This window comes from Ferrimonas sediminum (assembly GCF_900100175.1).
GTDB classification, from domain to species: domain Bacteria; phylum Pseudomonadota; class Gammaproteobacteria; order Enterobacterales; family Shewanellaceae; genus Ferrimonas; species Ferrimonas sediminum.
This window is the reverse complement of the sequence record NZ_FNEM01000002.1, coordinates 80,863-100,293: the sequence shown is the minus strand read 5'-3', so window position 1 is coordinate 100,293 and position 19,431 is coordinate 80,863. Positions and strand designations below refer to the sequence as shown.

The 19,431-nt window shown below is 58.1% G+C and carries 18 protein-coding genes and 1 riboswitch; of the genes, 9 read left to right on the top strand and 9 right to left on the bottom strand.

All coding sequences use genetic code 11. The annotated features are described in order from the left end of the window. Positions 1–23 precede the first annotated feature (23 nt). From accA to BLT77_RS02725, 3 genes are read left to right on the top strand one after another with little or no spacing between them, the layout of a single operon-like run. Complete coding sequence (gene accA, locus BLT77_RS02735) at positions 24–983, top strand: acetyl-CoA carboxylase carboxyl transferase subunit alpha (protein WP_090361637.1); 960 nt, start codon at positions 24–26, stop codon at positions 981–983. After that, entirely contained in the window at positions 974–2,299 is a 1,326-nt protein-coding gene (tilS, locus tag BLT77_RS02730) for a tRNA lysidine(34) synthetase TilS (protein WP_090361634.1), read from the top strand. Before accA ends, tilS begins: the two co-directional genes overlap by 10 nt. A 56-nt stretch (positions 2,300–2,355) precedes the next feature. After that, positions 2,356–4,305 (top strand): monovalent cation:proton antiporter family protein, encoded by a 1,950-nt coding sequence (locus BLT77_RS02725; protein WP_090361632.1) that lies wholly within the window; start codon positions 2,356–2,358, stop codon positions 4,303–4,305. Here BLT77_RS02725 and BLT77_RS02720 read toward each other — a convergent pair. Next, a complete protein-coding gene (locus BLT77_RS02720) occupies positions 4,263–5,426 on the bottom strand; it encodes a patatin-like phospholipase family protein (protein WP_090361630.1) in 1,164 nt (387 codons plus the stop codon). The two genes, BLT77_RS02725 and BLT77_RS02720, sit on opposite strands and share 43 nt — an antisense overlap. Positions 5,427–5,762: 336 nt before the next feature. Here BLT77_RS02720 and BLT77_RS02715 point away from each other — a divergent pair, with 336 nt between their 5' ends. Next, entirely contained in the window at positions 5,763–6,380 is a 618-nt protein-coding gene (locus BLT77_RS02715; RefSeq protein WP_090361627.1) for a TetR family transcriptional regulator, read from the top strand. An 82-nt stretch (positions 6,381–6,462) separates the two neighbouring features. Here the strand turns inward: BLT77_RS02715 and BLT77_RS02710 are convergent, their stop codons facing one another. Continuing rightward, positions 6,463–8,178 (bottom strand): proline--tRNA ligase, encoded by a 1,716-nt coding sequence (locus BLT77_RS02710; RefSeq protein ID WP_090361624.1) that lies wholly within the window; start codon positions 8,176–8,178, stop codon positions 6,463–6,465. A gap of 227 nt (positions 8,179–8,405) precedes the next feature. Between BLT77_RS02710 and BLT77_RS02705 the strand changes: the two genes are divergently transcribed. Further along, the gene (locus BLT77_RS02705) at positions 8,406–9,983 is read left to right on the top strand and encodes a CHASE domain-containing protein (RefSeq protein WP_090361620.1); all 1,578 of its coding nucleotides are present in this window, start codon (positions 8,406–8,408) and stop codon (positions 9,981–9,983) included. A gap of 163 nt (positions 9,984–10,146) precedes the next feature. Here the strand turns inward: BLT77_RS02705 and BLT77_RS02700 are convergent, their stop codons facing one another. The 6 genes from BLT77_RS02700 to BLT77_RS02675 form a co-directional block, all read right to left on the bottom strand. Continuing rightward, positions 10,147–10,755, bottom strand: coding sequence for an acyltransferase (locus BLT77_RS02700; protein ID WP_090361617.1), 609 nt, complete (start codon positions 10,753–10,755; stop codon positions 10,147–10,149). Continuing rightward, positions 10,748–11,458, bottom strand: a complete 711-nt coding sequence (tsaA, locus tag BLT77_RS02695) for a tRNA (N6-threonylcarbamoyladenosine(37)-N6)-methyltransferase TrmO (RefSeq protein ID WP_090361614.1) — start codon at positions 11,456–11,458, stop codon at positions 10,748–10,750. The genes BLT77_RS02700 and tsaA overlap by 8 nt, the downstream gene beginning before the upstream one ends. Then, on the bottom strand, positions 11,448–11,831 hold the full coding sequence (rcsF, locus tag BLT77_RS02690; protein ID WP_090361611.1) for an Rcs stress response system protein RcsF: 384 nt from the start codon (positions 11,829–11,831) through the stop codon (positions 11,448–11,450). Before rcsF ends, tsaA begins: the two co-directional genes overlap by 11 nt. A gap of 78 nt (positions 11,832–11,909) precedes the next feature. Then, positions 11,910–12,212: an amidohydrolase family protein gene (locus BLT77_RS02685; RefSeq protein ID WP_090361608.1), complete on the bottom strand. Its 303-nt coding sequence runs from the start codon at positions 12,210–12,212 to the stop codon at positions 11,910–11,912. 813 nt (positions 12,213–13,025) lie between these two features. Then, on the bottom strand, positions 13,026–13,322 hold the full coding sequence (locus BLT77_RS02680; protein ID WP_090361605.1) for a hypothetical protein: 297 nt from the start codon (positions 13,320–13,322) through the stop codon (positions 13,026–13,028). 137 nt (positions 13,323–13,459) lie between these two features. Continuing rightward, on the bottom strand, positions 13,460–13,852 hold the full coding sequence (locus tag BLT77_RS02675) for an H-NS histone family protein (RefSeq protein ID WP_028112049.1): 393 nt from the start codon (positions 13,850–13,852) through the stop codon (positions 13,460–13,462). 311 nt (positions 13,853–14,163) lie between these two features. Here BLT77_RS02675 and BLT77_RS02670 point away from each other — a divergent pair, with 311 nt between their 5' ends. The 4 genes from BLT77_RS02670 to BLT77_RS02655 all read left to right on the top strand — a co-directional run bounded on the left by BLT77_RS02670 (position 14,164) and on the right by BLT77_RS02655 (position 18,491). Further along, on the top strand, positions 14,164–14,913 hold the full coding sequence (locus BLT77_RS02670; RefSeq protein WP_090361603.1) for an electron transfer flavoprotein subunit beta/FixA family protein: 750 nt from the start codon (positions 14,164–14,166) through the stop codon (positions 14,911–14,913). Continuing rightward, positions 14,913–15,839, top strand: a complete 927-nt coding sequence (locus BLT77_RS02665; RefSeq protein WP_090361601.1) for an electron transfer flavoprotein subunit alpha/FixB family protein — start codon at positions 14,913–14,915, stop codon at positions 15,837–15,839. The genes BLT77_RS02670 and BLT77_RS02665 overlap by 1 nt, the downstream gene beginning before the upstream one ends. Before the next feature lie 93 nt (positions 15,840–15,932). Next, positions 15,933–16,131, top strand: a riboswitch (Lysine riboswitch). Positions 16,132–16,219: 88 nt separating this feature from the next. Then, positions 16,220–17,779, top strand: coding sequence for a Na+/H+ antiporter NhaC family protein (locus BLT77_RS02660; protein WP_090361598.1), 1,560 nt, complete (start codon positions 16,220–16,222; stop codon positions 17,777–17,779). A gap of 133 nt (positions 17,780–17,912) precedes the next feature. Beyond that, positions 17,913–18,491 (top strand): thymidine kinase, encoded by a 579-nt coding sequence (locus tag BLT77_RS02655; protein WP_090361596.1) that lies wholly within the window; start codon positions 17,913–17,915, stop codon positions 18,489–18,491. Between the two features lie 221 nt (positions 18,492–18,712). On the opposite strand, the gene BLT77_RS02650 is transcribed toward BLT77_RS02655, so the two are convergent. After that, positions 18,713–19,429, bottom strand: coding sequence for a LysR substrate-binding domain-containing protein (locus BLT77_RS02650; protein WP_245709847.1), 717 nt, complete (start codon positions 19,427–19,429; stop codon positions 18,713–18,715). Between the last annotated feature and the right edge of the window lie 2 nt (positions 19,430–19,431).

The window sequence follows — 19,431 nt, the reverse complement described above, 5'->3', positions numbered from 1 at the left end:
AGGCACCTTTAGGTGATCAGACTATGAGCCTGGATTTTTTGGATTTTGAACAGCCGATAGCCGAGCTACAGGCAAAGATCGACGAGCTGAAGAACGTCAGCCGCAACAGCCAGCTGGATATGGATCTGCAAGATGAGATTCAGCAACTGGAAGAGAAGCGTGAAAACCTGATTACCAAGGTGTTCTCCGACCTTGGTGCCTGGCAGGTGGCACAGATGGCTCGCCATCCGCAGCGCCCCTATACCCAGGATTACATCGATCGCATCTTCACCGAGTTTGATGAGTTGTGCGGTGACCGCGCCTACGCCGACGATCCGGCCATCATCGGCGGCACCGCCCGTCTCGACGGTATGCCGGTAATGGTGATTGGCCACCAGAAAGGCCGGGATACCAAAGAGAAGGTGCGGCGTAACTTCGGTATGCCCCGCCCGGAAGGGTACCGCAAGGCGCTGCGCCTGATGGAGATGGCCGAGCGCTTCAAGATGCCGATCATCACCTTCATCGATACTCCGGGGGCTTACCCGGGAGTGGGCGCCGAGGAGCGCGGCCAGAGTGAAGCCATCGCTCGCAACCTGAAAGTGATGGCCGGCCTCAAGGTGCCGGTGATCTGCACCGTGGTGGGTGAGGGGGGCTCCGGTGGCGCGCTGGCCATCGGCGTCGGCGACCGGGTTAACATGCTGCAGTACTCCACCTACTCGGTGATCTCGCCCGAGGGTTGTGCCTCCATTTTGTGGAAAGACGCCGCCGAAGCGCCGAAAGCGGCGGAAGCCATGGGCATCACCGCCGAGCGTTTGCATGAGCTGGAACTGGTGGACAAGGTGGTGCCGGAGCCTAAGGGCGGTGCTCACCGTGACATCGACGGCATGGCCCGTAATCTGAAAGATCAAATTCTTACTGATTTGAACTTGTTGAATACTCTGGATGTGGATACTCTGCTGGAACAACGTTACGACCGGTTGATGGAGTACGGTTATTGTCGTTAAACCAGCTTGAATCCAGTGTCAGGGCCGCCCTGTCGGCCCAGCTGGACAATGCCCGCCGCGTGGTACTCGCCTACAGCGGCGGCATTGATTCTGAACTGCTTGCCAGTATCCTGGCCCGTCTGAGGCCGCAATTTCCTGCCCGCCCTTTTCTGCTGATTCACGTACACCATGGCCTCTCTGACCACGCCGATGCCTGGGCCGAGCACTGCCAGCGCCGAGCTGAGTTGTATGGCCTGCCGCTGACGGTGGCCAGGGTGACGGTGGAGCAGGGCCGTCGCATCAGCCTGGAAGCCGCAGCCCGCAGCGCCCGCTATCAAGCCCTGGACAGTCTGCTGCAGCCCGGTGACCTGCTGCTCACGGCCCAGCACAAGGACGATCAGGCCGAGACGCTGCTGCTGGCCCTGAAGCGGGGCAGTGGCCCGCTGGGTCTGGCAGGCATGCTGCCCAGCCAGCCGTTCGCCGGTGCCACCTTGCTGCGGCCCCTGCTCGGGCACAGTCGCGCCGAGGTGGAGCTGGCGGCCCAGGAGCTGGGGTTGGTGCACATCGAGGACGACAGCAACACCGATGTGCGTTTCGATCGCAATTTCTTGCGCCACCGAATCCTGCCTCTGCTGACCGAACGCTGGCCCGGGTTCAACAACGCGGTAGCCCGCAGCGCCCAGCTCTGCGGTGAACAGCAGAGCCTGTGCGATGAGATGGCCGCCGAGGATCTGAGCCGGCTCAGTCTGGCGGCGGACGGGCTGGCGATCGAGGGCCTGAGTCTTTTGTCTGCGCCGCGGCGCAACAATCTGGTAAGGTATTGGTTACGACGGCATAACCTGGTAATGCCTTCCCAGGTGCAACTGCAACAGATCGCCCAGTTCTGGCTGGCCCGCGAGGATGCGCAGCCGCAGCTGAAGGTGGGGCTGCACTGGCTGCGTCGCTACCGTGACGGCGTGTACCTGGTGGCCGAGGATGAGGGGCCACAGCTGCAAACCGAGATGATGATCCCCCGGGTCCGGCAGCAGATGTCCAATGGTGAACACTGGTGCCTGGAGGCGGCCTGCAGCGGCGAACGTTTGCGGCTACCGAAAGCGGGGGAAGCGGTCACCATTCGCTACGACCTGCTGGGAACCCTGAGAGTCCGCCCTCACCTGCGCAGCGGCTCGCGCCCGCTGAAAAAGGTGTGGCAGGAGCTGGGTGTACCGCCCTGGGTACGCGGCCGCATCCCGATGCTGTTCTTTGGTGAGCAGTTGGTCGCGGCACTGGGTTACTGGCTGGAGCGCGATGCTCTGGTATCCGCTGGCGAAGGGTTGCTGCCGGTTCGACAAGACTGAGCGGTCGCAGCTCCGCAATCGATACGAGTACGCTTTCAGGAGGAAACGCACTGCCAATGGAACACGGTTCTCTGATCCCCATTCTGTTACTGGCGCTGGTGGCCATCGGCTCACTGGTGGTGACCCGGCGCCTGCGTCTGCCGGTCATCCTGGCCTGGTTGGTGACCGGAGGTCTGGCGGGCAGCCAGGGCTTTAACTGGCTGGAGAGCGGCCAAATCGCGCTGGTGGCGGAGATCGGCATCGTGTTCCTGATGTTCTCCCTGGGGCTGGAGTTTTCCCTGCCGCGATTGTGGGCTATGCGGGCCCGCGTGTTTGGCCTGGGCAGTGCTCAGGTGCTGATTACCCTGCTGTGTACCTCGTTGCTGTCCTGGCTACTGGGCCTGGACGTGCGGGCCGCCTTCGTCTGTGGCGGCGCCATTGCCCTCTCCTCCACCGCCATCGTCCTGAAGCAGCTGGATGAGCGCGGCTGGATTAACCGTCGCCATGGTGAGCTGTCGGTCAGCATTCTGCTGTTCCAGGATCTGGCGGTGATCCCCCTGTTGATCGTCATTCCGCTGCTCGGCTCCGACAGCAGCGGCGCGGTGCTGGCGATGGAGCTGTCCTGGGCCCTGCTGAAGGGCGCTGGCGCCTTCGTGATGCTGCTGGGGCTGGGAGGCTTCCTGCTGCCGAAGATTTTTGATGAGGTGGCCCGTTCCCGTTCCGATGAGCTGTTTGTACTGACTACCCTGGCGGTGGCCCTGGCCACCGGATTTGTGACCCTGTCATTGGGGCTGTCCATGACCCTGGGGGCCTTTCTGGCGGGCATGCTGCTGGGGGAGAGCCAGTATCGTCAGCAGCTGGAGGCGGACATTCGGCCGTTTCGGGATCTGCTGATGGGGCTGTTCTTTGTGTCGGTGGGAATGTTGCTGGATCTGTCGCTGCTGTGGGCCCAGCTGCCGCTGTTATTGGCGTTGGTGTTGACGGTAATGCTGTCCAAAGCCGCCATCATCTGGGCCCTGGCCGGCCTATCCGGAGAGAAGGCGAAAGACGCTCTGGCCACCGGCATCTGCCTGGCCCAGGTGGGAGAGTTCAGCTTCGTGCTGATTGCCCTGGCGGTGAAGTGGCAGGTGCTGGAGCGGGATCTGGCCAACCTGCTGGTGATGACCGGCATCTTCTCCATGGCATTGACCCCGACTCTGGTGGATCGCTGCCTGGAGCTGGCCAAGCAGGTGCTGGGCCAACGGGAGCAGTGGCGGGGAGACGAGCCGCCGCAGCCGGAGCTGGTGACCCGCGATCACGTGGTGCTGCTGGGCTATGGCCGGGTTGGGCAGACCATTGCCCGGTTTTTAAAACGGGAAAAGATGCCCTTTGTGGCGGTGGATCTGGATCCGATTCGGGTACGGGAAGCCCGGACAGGGGGAGAGCCGGTGGTGTTTGGTGACGGCCGCCGCCAGGCGATTCTCAAAGACGTCGGCCTGCCCCACGCCAGACTGGTGGTGGTGACCTTTGATAATCGTCGTGACATTTTCAATCTGCTGGACTGCATCAAGGGGTTGGCGCCTTCTATCCGCACCCTGGTGCGAACCCGGGACGACTCCACCCTGGAGGCGCTGGAGCTGGCTGGGGCGGATCAGGTGATTCCGGAGAGCCTGGAGGGCAGCCTGATGCTGGTCAGTCAGGTGCTGTATCAGCTGGGGGTGCCGCTGCCGAGAATTTTACTGCGCATTGAGCGAGAGCGGCGGGATCGCTACCGAATCCTGCATGGCTTCTTTGGGGGGGAGGATCTGACCCCGGGGCGGGAACTGCTGCATGCAGTGACCCTCAGCCCCAATGCCTGGGCGGTGGGGCACTTTGTGGTGGAGCTGCCGCTGAATCATTGGCGGGTCAAGCTAGACGGCATTAAGCGAGACGGTGAAGCGCTCTCCTTCGTGCCCACCACCCGGTTGGCCCACGGTGACACCCTGCTGCTGCTGGGTACCCCTCATCAGGTTGAGCTGGCGGAGCGGGCCCTGCTGGAAGGGCCGTGATCATCGAGATCGAAAAACAGCTTCAGCTGCCGCTGCTTGTCGTTGGCATCGTTAAAGCCCAATTCGATCAACTCCTGACAATACCCCGCTTCAAACATCAGATAGCTCAGCAGGCTGGACTCACTCTGATCGTCCACCCCAATCACCTTCAACAACGACCGCACGCCCCGGGGCAGTGACCCGTAGTGACGCAGGGCGATGGCATCCAGGTTCTTTGATGGCTTAATGGTCATGGTTTCGACGGTTTTCAGTGGCTGCATCACCCTCCGTTCCGGTGGGATCAGCGCCAACGAGGCGTTGATGCGGGCGATGCGCTCCAGGTCCGAGTTGAGGGCGTCGGAGAACACCGCATCCAATAGGTGGCCGGTAATCAAACCGCTGTTGGGCGGATTGTGCTGGGGAGCGGGGTTGCCCGGACTCTCGAGGTTGATGATAAAGATACGATCCGCTCCCAGGTGAATCGGGGCACTCAGCGGTGACAGTTGGTGCACGGCACCGTCGCCGTAATGTTCGCCGTCGATGGCGACGGAGGGAAACACCAGCGGAATCGCCGCCGAGGCCATCAGGTGGTGAATGCCGATGCTGGCGGCAACCCCCCGGCGCCGGAATCGTTGCCACGGAGCCAGGTTGGGCTGCCCCTGAAAGAAGTTGACGCAACAGGGGTGATGATAGCTGGAGGCGGCCACGGTTAACGCCTTGAGGCGGCCGGCATCAATATGGCGGTCTATCTTTTCCAGCGGCAGCACTTGCTCAAGAAGTGTCTGCAATGGGGCGTTATTGAGCAGGCTCGGCGGCTGCTGAGGGTCTTTTCGGTGCAGCACCTGGTGCAGCAGATAGCGGCCCAACGGCCACAGTTGGGCGTGGTAGACCTTGCTGCTGGTGAAGTTGCGCCAGATCCACTCGAGCTTGCGCACCCCTTTATGAAAAGCCCCGGCGTAGCAGGCCAGAGTCGTGGCGTTGATGGCCCCGGCGGAGGTGCCGCACAGAATCGGAAACGGCAGGCCATGGTTGCGGGGGTAGAAGTTGGCTATCGCCTTGAGTACCCCTATCTGATAGGCTGCACGTCCACCGCCGCCACTGAGTTGCAAGGCCCACTGGCCATGATCCGGTTTGGAGTTCATTGTGATCGTGTATCGTCCCTGTGACTCGGCCCATGTTGTCGGCGAGCGCCCCATACCATCATCGTCGCCGTTTATTAGCTGATAAAGGCAATGGGATTAATATGATGGCGCAACGAGATAAGTATAGTTCAGCGTCGAATCGGCTTGATACAAACTTGGCTGTATGTATAATGTTCGACTATACAAACATCCTTGCATGTAATTGAGTAATCACCATGACAGCGTTCGTCGCGTACAATCCCGTCAGCTACCTGATCATCGGGGCGGGAGTGATATTTCTATTAGCCTGGTTGTCAGATTGTCTGGCGAGCGACAGGCATTAACCCTGGAAATCCAATGGCCAGAAAGACCAAAGCCGAAGCCGAAAAGACCCGCCAGCTGTTGCTGGATGCGGCGCTTAAGCTGTTTAGCGAGAACGGGGTCGCGAAGACCACGCTGGCGCAGATCGCGTCCGCCTGTGGTATGACACGCGGCGCCATCTATTGGCACTTTGAGGACAAGGCGGCGATGCTACACGCATTGTTTGAACGCTCCATCTCCCCGGAAATGGAGCGGTTATGGCGCAGCATGGCCGATGAGGGTGTGGATCCGTTGGAGTGCCTGCTTAAGGCCAGTCGCTCCTTTTGGCATGAGTTGACCCGAGAGTCCAATATGCGTCAGGTGATGATGTTGTATCGGCAGGCGGAGATGGTGCCGGAGCTCAGCGGAAAATTGGATGAGCTACACAGCCAGGAGGACTGCCACATGCAGCAGGCGCTGCAGATGGCGTACGATCGGGGTAAGTTGTACCCGGGCATGTCGGTCAGCACCGCGTTCCTGCTGTTTAATGCCATGCATGACGGTTTGATTCGGCTGATCTGCAGCCCTCGCCAGTGTATGCAGGGGGTGGATCTGGATGTCGTGCTTGATGAACTGATAGACGGGGTGGGCCGCGCCGTGCGGGCGCCGACGTAACGGCGTTTCGACGAATCGATACGAACCGGGATAAAAAAAGGGTTGGCCATGGCCAACCCTTTTTGCTGCGGTACTGCCGAGTTTAACCGTTCAGCTTGCGGTTGAGGGCGTCGACGATGCCGTCGATGGCGACCTCCTCCTTGCTGCCGTCGGCACGCACTTTCAGCTCGAAACAGCCGGCATCGATGCCACGCTCGCCGATAACGATGCTGTAGGGGATGCCCATCAGTTCGGCGTCGGCAAACATCACGCCTGGACGTTCTTTACGGTCATCAAACAGCACGTCCACACCGGCCGCCTGCAGCTCATCATAGACCTTGGCGGCGGCTTCCTGAACCCGATGGGATTTGTGCATGTTCATCGGCACAATCACCACCTGGAATGGCGCAATGGCCGCCGGCCAGATGATGCCTCGTTCGTCGTGGTTCTGCTCGATGGCCGCCGCTACGATACGGGAGACACCGACACCATAACAGCCCATGATCAGCGGCTGGGCCTTGCCGTTTTCATCCAGCACGGTGGCCTTCATGGATTCGGAGTACTTGGTGCCCAGCTGGAAGATGTGACCCACTTCGATGCCTCGGGCAATCTTCAGCGTCCCTTGACCGCATGGACTGGCGTCGCCTTCCACCACGTTACGCAGATCCTCAACCCGGGGCAGGGCCACGTCCCGCTCCCAGTTGATGTTGAAATGGTGCTTGTCGTCGATGTTGGCACCGGCGCCGAAGTCATTCAGGGTGGCTACGGAGCGATCAACAATCAGTGGCAGCTTGAGGCCAACGGGGCCCAGGGAGCCTGGCCCGGCACCGATGGCATTGCGAATCTCCTCTTCGCTGGCAAACTGAAGCGGGGTGGCCACTTCGGCCAGCTTTTCCGCTTTCACTTCATTGAGTTCGTGATCGCCACGTACCATCAGTGCCACCAGATCGTGATCGCAGCTGTCGCTGGCGTGAACGATCAGGGTCTTGACGGTTTTGTCGATGGCCAGATCAAACTGCTCCACCAGCTGGTCGATGGTTTTGGCGTTCGGGGTGTCTACCAGGGTCATCTCGGCACCGGCGTCACCGCGCTCGCCCAGAGCCAGTGCTTCCGCTTTTTCGATGTTGGCGGCGTAGTCACTGCCGGTGGAGAACACCACGGCATCTTCGCCGCTGGAAGCCAGTACCTGAAACTCGTGGCTCAGGGCGCCACCGATGGCGCCGGTGTCCGCCAGTACCGGGCGGAACTCCAGCCCCATGCGTTCCAGGATGTTGCAGTAGGCCTTGTGCATGGCGTGATAGGTGTCGTCCATGGTGGCCTGATCCAGATGGAAAGAGTAGGCGTCTTTCATCAGGAACTCCCGGGAGCGCATCACCCCGAAGCGGGGGCGGACTTCGTCACGGAATTTGGTCTGAATCTGATACAGGTTCAGGGGCAACTGCTTATAGGATTTCACCTCATTGCGAACGATGTCGGTGATCACCTCTTCGTGGGTCGGGCCCAGTACGAAGTCACGGTGATGACGGTCTTTGATGCGCAACAGTTCCGGTCCCATGTCGTCCCAGCGGCCGGTTTCCTGCCACAGATCCGCAGGTTGAACCATTGGCATCAGGGTTTCTACCGCACCGGCGCGATTCATCTCTTCGCGGACGATGTTCTCCACTTTCTTCAGGACCTTCAGTCCAGTGGGCAACCAGGTGTACAGTCCGGAAGCCAGTTTGCGAATCATACCGGCGCGCAGCATCAGCTGGTGGCTGATGATCTCGGCGTCTGATGGGGTCTCTCTGAGAGTGGAGACCAGGTAACGGCTGGTTCTCATCAATAAAATCCGTGCAAAAAAATGAAGCCAATATTCTATCAGGCCTGTGGCGCAAGTCTAATGGCACGGCGTGGTTGCGGCAGATTATCCGGTTATTTTCGTCTCTGTCATCGTCGCGACCACCTTATACTGACGGGTGATTCCATGATATTGGCGAATCTAAGCTTATGATCATTTGTTTTATATGGAATAATTGTTAACAACTTTCAGTGGCGGTGCGAGGACGGATGAGCAAAGGGCGGTGGGACATCGTGGCGGTGGTGCTGGTTGGGGTGCTGTCGACCTCCTGGCTGGCGTTTAAGCTGTATCAGACCGAGCAGCAATCCCTGGAGCGCGACTTTGACTATTTTGCCACCAACCAGGCGCGGCTGATCAAATGGCGCATCGATTCGTCGCTGTCGGTGATGAACCACCTGTCGACCCTGTACCAGGGCTCCGATGAGGTCACCGAGCAGGAGTTTGCCATGGTGGCCGACGGCATCCTGGCCCGCCATCGTGAGATCAAGGCTCTGGAGTGGCTTCCCCGGGTGAAAGCGAGCGAGCGCGGCGCCTTCGAGGCGGCGATGCAGGATCGTTACCCGGCCTTTACCTTTACCGACAAGGTGCAGGGGCAACCGGTAGCCGCCGGCCAAAGAGATCGCTATTACCCAGTCTATTTCGTGCGCCCTTTTACCGGCAATGAGAGTCGCTTCGGCATGGACATGTCCCGCCAGCCCGAGGTGACCGCAGCCCTCGATCAGGCGATGAACAGCGCCAATCCATCATTAACGGCCATGAACCTGGATTCCGAGTTGGGGAAGGTGGTGATGGCGGTGGTGCCGATTTACCACAGTCTGCCGCTGACGATGACCAGCCGGGAAAAGTTATTGAAGGGCTACCTGCTGGGGGTGTTTCAGGTGGAGGAGATGCTCCATGACCTGGTGCTCGATGGTCACCGGGCCAACCTCGAGTATCAGATCTGGGACGACAGCGGCGATACCAGCATCTTGCTGCTGGGTGCCGAGCCTCACCCTTCGGTGATTGGCGAGCGCAGCAAGCGATTTGTCTACGCCGACCTGGCCGGACGCGAGTGGCGACTGGAAGCCCTGGCCAATCCTGCATTCTTCTCCAGTAAACGCAGCCTGACCCCCTACCTGGTGGGGGTCGGTGGCGCCCTGGCCGCCCTGGCATCCGGGGTGTTCATGTGGCAGATGCGCCGGCGCAACCGAGAGGTGGAGGAGTTGGTTCGGTCCCGCACCGAGGAGTTGAACCGGGTCAATCAGCAACTGACCCGCCAGAGCCTCACCGACGGCCTGACCCAGGTGGCCAACCGCCGCCAGTTTGATACCTGGCTCAGTCAGGAGTGGGAGAGTGCCCGGCGAACCAGCAAGCCCATTACCCTGTTTGTCATCGATGTGGATCTGTTTAAGTCCTATAACGATCGTTACGGCCACCTGGCCGGGGATCGGGTACTGAAAAAGATTGCCCGTATGCTGGCCAGCCAGTTGAATCGACCGCGGGATCTGCTGGCACGTTATGGCGGCGAGGAGTTTGCGGCGGTGTTACCGGAAACCGGCCGCAAGGCGGTGAAATTTGCCGACAGCCTGCGAGCGATGGTGGAAGCCCTGGGGATTCCCCATGAGGGCTCCGACATCGGCAGTTACGTCACCATCAGCATCGGTGTGGCGACGCTGGTTCCAGAAGTGGATCAGACGCCGGAGCATTTTTTTGAGCTGGCGGACAAGGCGCTGTACAAAGCCAAGAGTCAGGGACGCAACCGCATCGCCTACCACAACGAACAGCATGGGGATCTGATGCTGGGGTAGCCGTAGGGCGTGTTGACCTTTGATGAAGATTTGGCACCAGCGCTTACCTGCGTGTGAAGCCAAGGTGAGCAGAGGAGGTTCAAACCGGCGGCGCTAACGCAACTCGCGATGCCTTTCGGGGCGGGCTAAACTCCTACACCCAAGGTCATTTCGCCTTAGGGGCTCAGGGGTCCCGGCGGTCGCCGATGAGGCGGGCAGGATTGCCAGCCACCTTGGCGTAGGCCGGTACATCCTTGGTGACCACCGAGCCCATACCGATGATGGCGTGGTCGCCGATGGTAACGCCGTCAACAATGCACACCCTGGCGCCGACCCAGACATCTTTACCGATGACCACCCCCTTGGAGCTGATGCCTTGTTGATACAGGGGTTTATCCAGATCCATGCCGTGATTAAAGGCATAGATGGACACGTCGTGGGCGATGCGGGTCTGATCGCCGATGCGAATCCCGGCCCGGCCGCCATCGAGGCTGCACCCATGATTGATGCTAACCTCATTGCCAAGCTGCAGCGGGCCGTGGAGAAAGCTGTTGCTGGCCAGCATGCAGCGATCGCCGATGACGATGTCGCGGCCCGGTTCGGCAAACAGGGCACACTCCTCCGCCACAAAGCAGTCTGCTCCGAAGCGAACCGTCTCTACGGCCATTAGCGCCTGCTGCCGTTGTTGCTGCCAGGGGCGGGCCCACTGCAGGTGTTTCTCCTTAAGACGGTAGTAAAGCCAGGGCATCCAGTTCAGCCGCTGCTTGTGCTGCTGGCGGTAGCGATCAGTCATGCTCGGGCAGCGCCACCACCGCAATGATGTGATTGACGCCGTTGATCACCCGCCAGCGCAGGTCAAACTGGTGCAGCTGTACGCCGTATTCGCGGTCGCTGTCGTCTTTGTGATAACCGGGGCGGGGATCTTGAGCCAATACCTGCTCCGCCAGTTGCCGGAATCCAGGCTGGCGACGCTCAGCGTCGTCCATCTGCTGCCGGGCGGTGTCACTGAGGCTGACGGCCATCGGCTCCGGGGCCTGCTGGGCAAACCCGCCACAGGCATCGGGGAGGGCATCGGAGTAGGGCACGTAGGGTTTGATGTCATAGATCGGCGTGCCGTCCAGCAGATCGATGCCCTCTACCTCCAGATAGTGTTGGCCCTGATCGCAGCCGACGCCTCGCAGCTTGACCGCCGACATCCCCAGGCCATTAGGGCGGAATGTGGCCCGGGTGGCAAACACGCCCATGCGTTCGTTGCCGCCAAGGCGTGGCGGGCGTACCGTCGGTTTCCAACCCTGGTGAAGGTTTTGATGGAAGCTGAAGATCAGCCACAGATAATCAAACTGCTCGATGCCCCGCAGCACATCGGCGGTGTTGCACTCCCCCTGAAGCATCAGGCGCCCCACGGCCGCCGGCACCAGCCGGGGTTGTCGGGGAATGGCAAACTTCTGTTTGTAGGGGGAGTGGCACAGGGCCACCGGTGTCATCTCAATCTTCATGAACCACCAGGGCGCGGGCGTAACAGACGATGGAGTGCTGGCAATGCTTATCGGCACTGAGCTCGATGCACTGGCTGATCCAGATGGCGTTGGCTCCCTGATCCGCCGCCAGCCTGCGCAACTGGGTACGGGCATCGGCTTCGCTGGCGGGAACGGCATTGCCATCGGCCTGACAGCTGGTGGCCTCCAGCAGGCCCAGATCCCGCTGAGCGGCGGGAGGCGTATTGCCCTGATAGACCCGCACCTTGCCTGGTTTGAAGTACTCATCGACGGCATCGCTGTCGAGGTTGGATGAAAACTGGAACTGGCTGCTGCAGCCGCCGAGCAGCGGCAGTACTAGGGCCCATCGGTGCCACGAGGTCAATGAAAACATGGGAGATATCCGAGTATAGAGTTGACCGAAGTGTACCACAAAGGGGCCGCCGGGCGAGTGAGCCGGTGGCCCGGACCCTCAGTGGGCGGGGTTATTCTGGTACTTTTGGTACAGCTGTTTATGGCGATTATCCAGATCGATCTGGCGGCCGTCGATCAGCACCGTGGTGACCCGGCTCTGGCCCTCGTCCAGCAGGTCGCCATCGCCGATCACCTGGTTGGCCCTAAACCCGGTATCTAGTGCCCCCATCTCCGACAGTCCTAGAATTTTGGTCGGTGTCAGAGTGATCGCTTCCAGAGCACGGTCAGCGCCCAGGCCGTGGGCGGCGGCATATTGGGCGGCGAAGGTCGTTACGGCCGCCAAGGCGGCGGATTTAGGCAACCCATACTCCACCGCCAGGGTGATTCGATTCCAAAACTCTTCCGGGTCGATTCCGGTCTGGGTGATGGCAAAGGGAATATTGGCCGCGGCGACCGTCGCAAGATTACCAGGGCTGCGTTCTCAATGACGAAGCTGTTTAAGACTAATATCCAGCCAGGCGTCCAAAGGTGGCTTTCTCGCCAGGGTTAACGGCAGGGTAAGCTGAGTGTGTTTTAGTGACTTCAGACGTTCAAACTCTAAGCCATTGTCCACAAGTACCGGCTAGGGATGAAAGGGTTGCAATAGCTTCAGGGCGCGGGAGGCGTTGTTTCCTTGTCCTGGGTCAAATATGATTCGTTGATTGTTAAACTGTAACAGTTTGGTAAAGGATTGATTCAGGTTTAACGATAACTGAGGTATCGAATTTTTGGATTACTGTGGATACCACTGTGCGTCTTTTAAGGTTTGTCGAATAAGTGCAATACTGCCCATGAGTGAGTTCGGGTATTCTTGTTCCGAACTTCCCTTGTCAAATGACATCAGGAGAGCACCTTCGATGGCATAGATACTGCTTTCAGAATGAAGGTCGATGAGGGATACCGTGGCACTCACCGCAGGAATAAGCCATCGAGATTGCCGGTTTGTACCGAAGTGAAGCCATTATTATGCCAATCCTGAACGCGTTTATGATCAAAGTTGAGATGATCTGCCTAGTTCATTTCAGCGTGGATGGCTCGGTTATTTACTCTGGCACCGGGTTGTTCGGCATTATAGTGAGGCCCAGACGCTTGGCAGCGGGAATACTGCCACTGTTGCCCAACATCGGTATCGGGGTCAATAAAGCCTGGGGAGGTGTTTTTCCTTTGGAATGGATCTCCATGGCGCCTGCTGGAACCTCGTTACTTTCTGATTAAAAACAATTTTTCCATCCTTGATCACCAGGGTTGCATCTTCGAGTTGCTGGCCTGGTGCGGGAATCAGGGTGGCATGGGTAAAGGCCCGGTAGTGGCCTGTGACTGCAGCGATAGGGCTGACGGGTTGGGTGGGGCCGGCAATTACTGGCAGACTGGCGGCGCAGGTGAGGACCTGAAACAGAAGCCGACAACGCAAACGGACGGCGGGCAGAGGCATTCCTAAATCCTTTTATTTTTATCCCTGAATCGAATCCATTATCCTTGCGTCGATGGGGCTGCAATTCGTCCCTGGCAAGCAGGCATAAAAAAACGGCTGCCAATGGCAGCCGTTTTGCGAAACTTTGTAACTAAATCTTAAATCAGAAACTCTTCCAGAGAGTGACCTTGATCCAGTTTCTCTTTGATGGCTTTTGGAGTACGGCCTTGGCCGGTCCAAGTCAGGGTTTCGCCATCAACAACAATCTTGTATTTAGCTGGGCGTGGTGCACGCTTGCGACGTGGAGAAGCACTTTCGAGCGCGTTTAGCTCATCAACGCTAATTCCATCTTCTGCAAGTTGCTTGCGAATTGCTTCAATTTTAGCCAGGCGTTCGGCTTGAGCAGCAATTTCTTCCTCTGCTTCAGCTTCGCGCTCGTCTGCAATTTTCTGCAGTTTAGCGATTACGTCTTTCAGCTCATCCAGCTCCAGCTCTTTAACTTGAGCCTTTAAGCGGCGACCGTGAGTCAAAATTTCTAAGAAATCAGCCATCGTGGATTCAACCTAATTATCAAGTGTGCAAATTTAACAGTGTTTAGATTAGCATGGGCAAATATAGTTGTCTCGTAAATAAGGCAATTAATTATCCATTACTAAGATGATATATCGATAACTTTGCAGACATTTACCTTATTCAAGAGTTCCGTGTCATTGAAAAAAATGTGATTCGATGTCAATGGTTCAGCTTCTGTTCATTTTCTCTCTACCAACCCCCCTTACAATGTTGACGTTTACGTTAACAGTAATTAGAGTGGGGGCAATGTTATGCAAAGTCGATTCTGGCGCTAAACAAAGGACGTACTATGAAGATTCTGGTTCCGATCAAGCGAGTGGTCGATCCCTATGTCAAGGTGAGAGTCGCTGCTGATGAGTCAGCAGTGGAGTTGGCTAACCTGAAGATGGCGATCAACCCTTTCTGCGAGATCGCCGTCGAGGAGGCGGTAAGGCTTAAGGAGAAAGGCCAGGCCGATGAGATTATTGCCGTGTCCATCGGTCCTAAAGTGGCTCAGGAGCAATTGCGTACTGCCATGGCTCTGGGAGCAGACCGCGGTATTTTGGTGGAGCACGATGAAGAGTTGGCGCCCATCTCTGTTGCCAAGGTATTAAAAGCCATTATCGAAAAGGAAAAGCCGGATCTGGTGCTGTTTGGTAAGCAATCCATCGACGGAGACAACAACCAGACGGCTCAGATGACGGCGGCACTGACTGGTATGGGGCAGGCAACCTTTGCCTCCGGTATTGAAGTCGAGGGCGACCAGGTGACCGTAGCCCGGGAGATTGACGGTGGCATCCAGACCCTGAGTGTCAAGCTGCCGGCGGTAGTGTCGGCGGACTTGCGCCTGAATGAACCGCGTTATGCATCACTGCCGAATATTATGAAGGCCAAGCGTAAGCCTTTGGAAACCGTCTCCGTGGCGGACTTTGAGTTGCAGTTGGGAGCCCATCAGCGGGTATTAAAGGTAACGGCCCCGGCGGAACGCAGTGGCGGCATCATGGTGGGCTCGGTTGAAGAGCTGGTTGAGAAGCTGAAAAATGAAGCGAAGGTGGTCTAATGGCGATCCTTATTATTGCAGAGCTGGACAAGCAGGGCCTGGGTGCCGAGTGTGCCAAAGTCGTGGGTGCGGCGACTCAGCTAGGTCAGGAGATTCATGTACTGGTGGCGGGCAGTGATGTTGCTGAGGCCGCCGGGCAGGCGGCGCAACTGGCCGGTGTCACCAAGGTGTTGCTGGCGGATCATGAGTGCTATTCCCATCAACTGGCTGAATCCATGGCAGATCTGGTGGTCGAGTTGGCTGGAGGCTACAGCCACATTCTGGCGGCAGCCAGCGCCAAGGGCAAAGATACGCTGCCCCGGGTGGCGGCGCTGCTGGATGTGGCTCAACACTCCGATGTTATTGCCATCGAGTCTGAGGATACCTTTGTTCGGCCCATCTATGCCGGTAATGCCCTGGCGACGGTACAGAGCTTGGATGCCGTCAAGGTAGCGACCATTCGAACCAGTGCATTTGATGCGGCAGCTTCCCAGGCGCCGGTTGAGGTTGAGGCCGTGGACAGCGTCAAGGAAACCCGCCTGAGCCAATTTATCGGTGAAGAGTTAGTGCAGTCAGAGCGTCCCGAACTCGGGGCCGCACGGGTGGTGATTTCCGGTGGTCGTGGTCTCGGCAGTGGCGAGAATTTTGCCCTGATAGAAGCCCTGGCAGACAAGCTGGGCGGCGCCATCGGCGCGTCGCGTGCGGCGGTGGATGCCGGGTACGTGGCCAACGATTTGCAGGTGGGACAAACCGGTAAAATCGTGGCACCCGAACTGTACATCGCCGTAGGCATCTCCGGTGCGATTCAGCATCTGGCTGGCATGAAGGAGTCCAAGGTGATCGTGGCGATCAACAAGGATCCGGATGCGCCGATTTTCCAGGTAGCGGATTATGGCCTGGAAGCGGATCTGTTTGACGCTATCCCTAAGCTCACGGAACTGCTATAACTGTGACATAACTCACAATGTGGCGGCGTCTGCTGGTCAAGTGAGGGGCACTTGCAGTTAGAATGCCGCCTTCGCATCTTTGAATGCGAGTACCGATAAGGTAGAGGCGCATCGCCTATCAGTAAGCCGGTCGAGGTTGATACCCGACGACGCCGGCCTAAAGGAGTCGATGCCGAAGTGTGCTGGGCATCATCCCTGCGCGCTGGGGTTACTCTTAACAGGAGTAACACTGCCATAGTAAATTCCAACCGGATGTTGGGAAGATGATTTACTATGGAGCGCTACTGAATGGAAGGTGGATCTCTCGCTTTTTGCTAGTCCCCCCACGGCTGTTGGCCGTGTCAGTTGCCTCCATCGCTAATAATGACGATTACATTACGATGGCTTTAATTAATTACGCCGATTCGGCACTCTCGCTGCTGCCCCCCGTGGTAGCCATTGGCATGGCAATCGCCAGCCGAAAAGTTCTGCTTTCCCTGGGTTTAGGTATTGCCATTGGCATTCTGATGCTGGTGGATTTCTCTGTGGCTGACGGCGCGTCTGAGCTCGGCTCCCGGGCCCTCTCCCTGGTCTGGGATGACGGGGCCCTCAACAGCTGGAATCTCTATACTCTCGGCTTCCTGGTTTTGCTGGGGATTATGACTGCAATGATTTCGGTCTCTGGTGCCACCCGCGCCTTTGCCGATTGGGCTCGCCATCGCATTCGTTGCGGTCGTGATGCCAAGTTGATGACCATGGCGCTGGGTGTGGTGATCTTCATTGATGACTACTTCAATACCCTGGTGGTGGGATCGGTGGCCCGACCGGTAACCGACCATTATCAGGTGTCTCGGGAAAAGCTGGCCTACTGCATCGATTCGACGTCGGCACCCATCTGCGTAATCTCGCCCATCTCCTCCTGGGGGGCTTACATCATTGCCCTGATTGGCGGCCTGCTCACCACCCACGGTATGACCGACATCGGCTATTTGAGCGCTTTTATGCAGATGGTTCCGATGAACTTCTACGCCATCTTTGCCTTTGCCCTGCTGCTGGCGGTGGTCTATTTTGGCCTGGATTTCGGTGCCATGGCGGACGCGGAGACGCGGGCTCGCAATGGCCAGTTGTGGGACGAAGCCAAAGGGGTACCGGCCGGAGAAGAGCTGGATCTGCCCGAGGCTGACAATGGACGAGTGGCTGGCCTGGTGGCTCCGATCGGCTTCCTGATTGCGCTGACGGTATCGCTGATGCTGTTTTCCGGCAACCAGGTTCTGGCGGCCGACAGTAAAGCATTTTCCATTATCGGAGCGTTTGAAAACACCGATGTGGCGTGGTCCCTGTTCTTCTCTGGTCTGGGCGGTGTTGGATTTACCCTGCTGTTTGGCTTGCGCCAAGGTGTGCCAGCGGCCTATATGGCCAAAGCGGTGCTCAGTGGCATTAAGTCGATGCTGCCGGCCATCTATATTCTGCTGTTTGCCTGGACCATTGCCGGGGTGATCAGTGACATGAAGACCGGTGAGTTTATGGCGACCCTGGCCCAGGGCAACCTGCCTGCCTGGGGGCTGCCGGCGTTGCTGTTTCTGCTTAGCGGTTTTGCTGCCTTTGCGACCGGAACCAGTTGGGGCACCTTTGCCATCATGTTGCCCATCGCGGCCAATATGGCGGAAGCGGTGGATCTGGCGCTGATGCTGCCGATGCTGTCATCGGTGCTGGCCGGTGCGGTATTCGGCGATCACTGTTCGCCGATCTCAGACACCACCATCCTGTCATCCACCGGGGCTGGTTGTCACCACATCGACCACGTGACCACTCAGTTGCCCTATGCGGTGCTGACCGCGCTGATTTCGCTGGCCGGTTACCTGGTGCTGGGACTCACCGGGTCGGTGATGGCCGGCTTTGCCACCGCAACCCTGGGTTTGGTGCTGGTGGTACTGCTGCTGAAACAGCTGTGTCGACGCTAATCCCGATCCCCTGAAAGCCGGGCCCCGCAAGGGGCCCGGTTTGTGTTGGCGGCCGCCACTTTTTGTCGCGTCACTCTGGCTCAGATCCTGGCTTTTCGGTAGACTTGCCTCAGCGTTTACTGGGGGATCAATTTTGGCTCAACTCTATTTTTATTATTCGGCAATGAATGCTGGAAAATCCACATCTTTGCTGCAATCGGCGTATAACTACCGCGAACGGGGCATGCAGGTGCTGGTGATGACCGCGGGTCTGGATGACCGCTATGGCCAGGGAAAAGTGACCTCGCGTATCGGTCTGTCGTCCGATGCCCTTATCTACCGCAAACAGGATGATCTTATCCAGATGGTGCTGCAGGAGAATGAGTCCAATGCGGTCAACTGTCTGTTGGTGGATGAGTGCCAGTTCCTGACTAAAAGCCAGGTCCGTCAACTGACCTACCTGGTCGATAAAATGGACATTCCGGTGCTCTGTTACGGGCTGCGTACCGATTTCCAGGGGGAGCTGTTTGAAGGTGCCCAGTACCTGCTGGCCTGGGCCGATAAACTGGTTGAGCTCAAGACCATCTGCCACTGCGGTCGTAAGGCCAATATGGTGGTTCGTCTGGACGAAGGCGGCAAGCCGGTACGCAGTGGCGATCAGGTTCAGATTGGCGGTAACGACAGTTACGTCTCCATGTGCCGGACCCATTACCGTGAGCTGGCGTGGGACTGAGTGTAGACAAATGAGTGGCGAGGGCCGCATCGAGTCGATGGGGCGCGCCCGACTGAAAAAAGACCCGAATATTGCAAGCTGGTGAACCGCTGCTAAATTTAAAGCAGTTTTGATTGTTAGCGCAGTGTGGGTTTGCCGGTGTTTGCCGGCTTTTTTTTGCCTGGCAGAAAAAGGGGGCGAACTTGGGGGAGGGGGCAGGAATCCATTCCTGCAAATCGGTGTTATCGCAGTGAGGCCAGGGTTTGTTTGACCTGGTCGCGCAACCAGCGATTGGCCTTGCTGTCTTCCATCTTCTTCAGATAGGTCAGATACAGCGGCACCGTGGGAATCTCGAAGCTGGTCTGGATTTCCGCCAGTTCGAACTGGCTGGCATACTTTTCCCATAACCAGCGGGAGATGGTTACCAGGCTGTCGGTGCCCTGGGTCATCATCATGGCGTTGAAGGGGTTATTGGTGTCCAGGAACACCTCCCGTTCGTCGACGTAACCCATGTTCATGGCATTGCCCATCTTGTAGCCGATCTGGCCAACGGCGTAGCGGCAATGACGCTGGGCCAGGAAGGTGTCCATGTCGATGACCTCTTTGGTCAACGGGTTGGATTTACAGCCCAGGACCACCATCTCTTCGTCCAGCACTTTCTCCTGGATGATGCTCTTCATATCGATCTTCATCGCCACCAGGCACAGATCGTTGTTGTCGATCTGCAGGCTGTCGATGATCTTCGACTCCTCTTCCACCAGGTTATTGACCGACACCTTGAGTTGACTGTTAAAGGACTCGATGTGACGGGCCAGAGGGTGAAGAATGATCAGGTCAAGAATGTGGTTGGCCGAGATACGAAAGCGGCGTTTGCTGTTGGCTGGATCGAAATCGCTCAGGCTTTCAACGCCGTCCTGCAACAGATCCAGTGCTGAGTTAACGTAGCCGTACAGCTCCATTG

Excerpts from the sequence above, each read along its gene's own strand:
- rcsF (WP_090361611.1), bottom strand. The coding sequence starts at position 11,831 with ATGTTTTCATTGACCTCGTGGCACCGATGGGCCCTAGTACTGCCGCTG.
- BLT77_RS02710 (WP_090361624.1), bottom strand. The coding sequence starts at position 8,178 with ATGAGAACCAGCCGTTACCTGGTCTCCACTCTCAGAGAGACCCCATCA.
- BLT77_RS02725 (WP_090361632.1), top strand. The coding sequence starts at position 2,356 with ATGGAACACGGTTCTCTGATCCCCATTCTGTTACTGGCGCTGGTGGCC.
- accA (WP_090361637.1), top strand. The coding sequence starts at position 24 with ATGAGCCTGGATTTTTTGGATTTTGAACAGCCGATAGCCGAGCTACAG.
- BLT77_RS02700 (WP_090361617.1), bottom strand. The coding sequence starts at position 10,755 with ATGACTGATCGCTACCGCCAGCAGCACAAGCAGCGGCTGAACTGGATG.
- BLT77_RS02660 (WP_090361598.1), top strand. The coding sequence starts at position 16,220 with ATGGCTTTAATTAATTACGCCGATTCGGCACTCTCGCTGCTGCCCCCC.
- BLT77_RS02705 (WP_090361620.1), top strand. The coding sequence starts at position 8,406 with ATGAGCAAAGGGCGGTGGGACATCGTGGCGGTGGTGCTGGTTGGGGTG.
- BLT77_RS02715 (WP_090361627.1), top strand. The coding sequence starts at position 5,763 with ATGGCCAGAAAGACCAAAGCCGAAGCCGAAAAGACCCGCCAGCTGTTG.
- tsaA (WP_090361614.1), bottom strand. The coding sequence starts at position 11,458 with ATGAAGATTGAGATGACACCGGTGGCCCTGTGCCACTCCCCCTACAAA.
- BLT77_RS02680 (WP_090361605.1), bottom strand. The coding sequence starts at position 13,322 with ATGCCTCTGCCCGCCGTCCGTTTGCGTTGTCGGCTTCTGTTTCAGGTC.
- BLT77_RS02665 (WP_090361601.1), top strand. The coding sequence starts at position 14,913 with ATGGCGATCCTTATTATTGCAGAGCTGGACAAGCAGGGCCTGGGTGCC.
- BLT77_RS02720 (WP_090361630.1), bottom strand. The coding sequence starts at position 5,426 with ATGAACTCCAAACCGGATCATGGCCAGTGGGCCTTGCAACTCAGTGGC.
- BLT77_RS02670 (WP_090361603.1), top strand. The coding sequence starts at position 14,164 with ATGAAGATTCTGGTTCCGATCAAGCGAGTGGTCGATCCCTATGTCAAG.
- BLT77_RS02675 (WP_028112049.1), bottom strand. The coding sequence starts at position 13,852 with ATGGCTGATTTCTTAGAAATTTTGACTCACGGTCGCCGCTTAAAGGCT.
- BLT77_RS02650 (WP_245709847.1), bottom strand. The coding sequence starts at position 19,429 with ATGGAGCTGTACGGCTACGTTAACTCAGCACTGGATCTGTTGCAGGAC.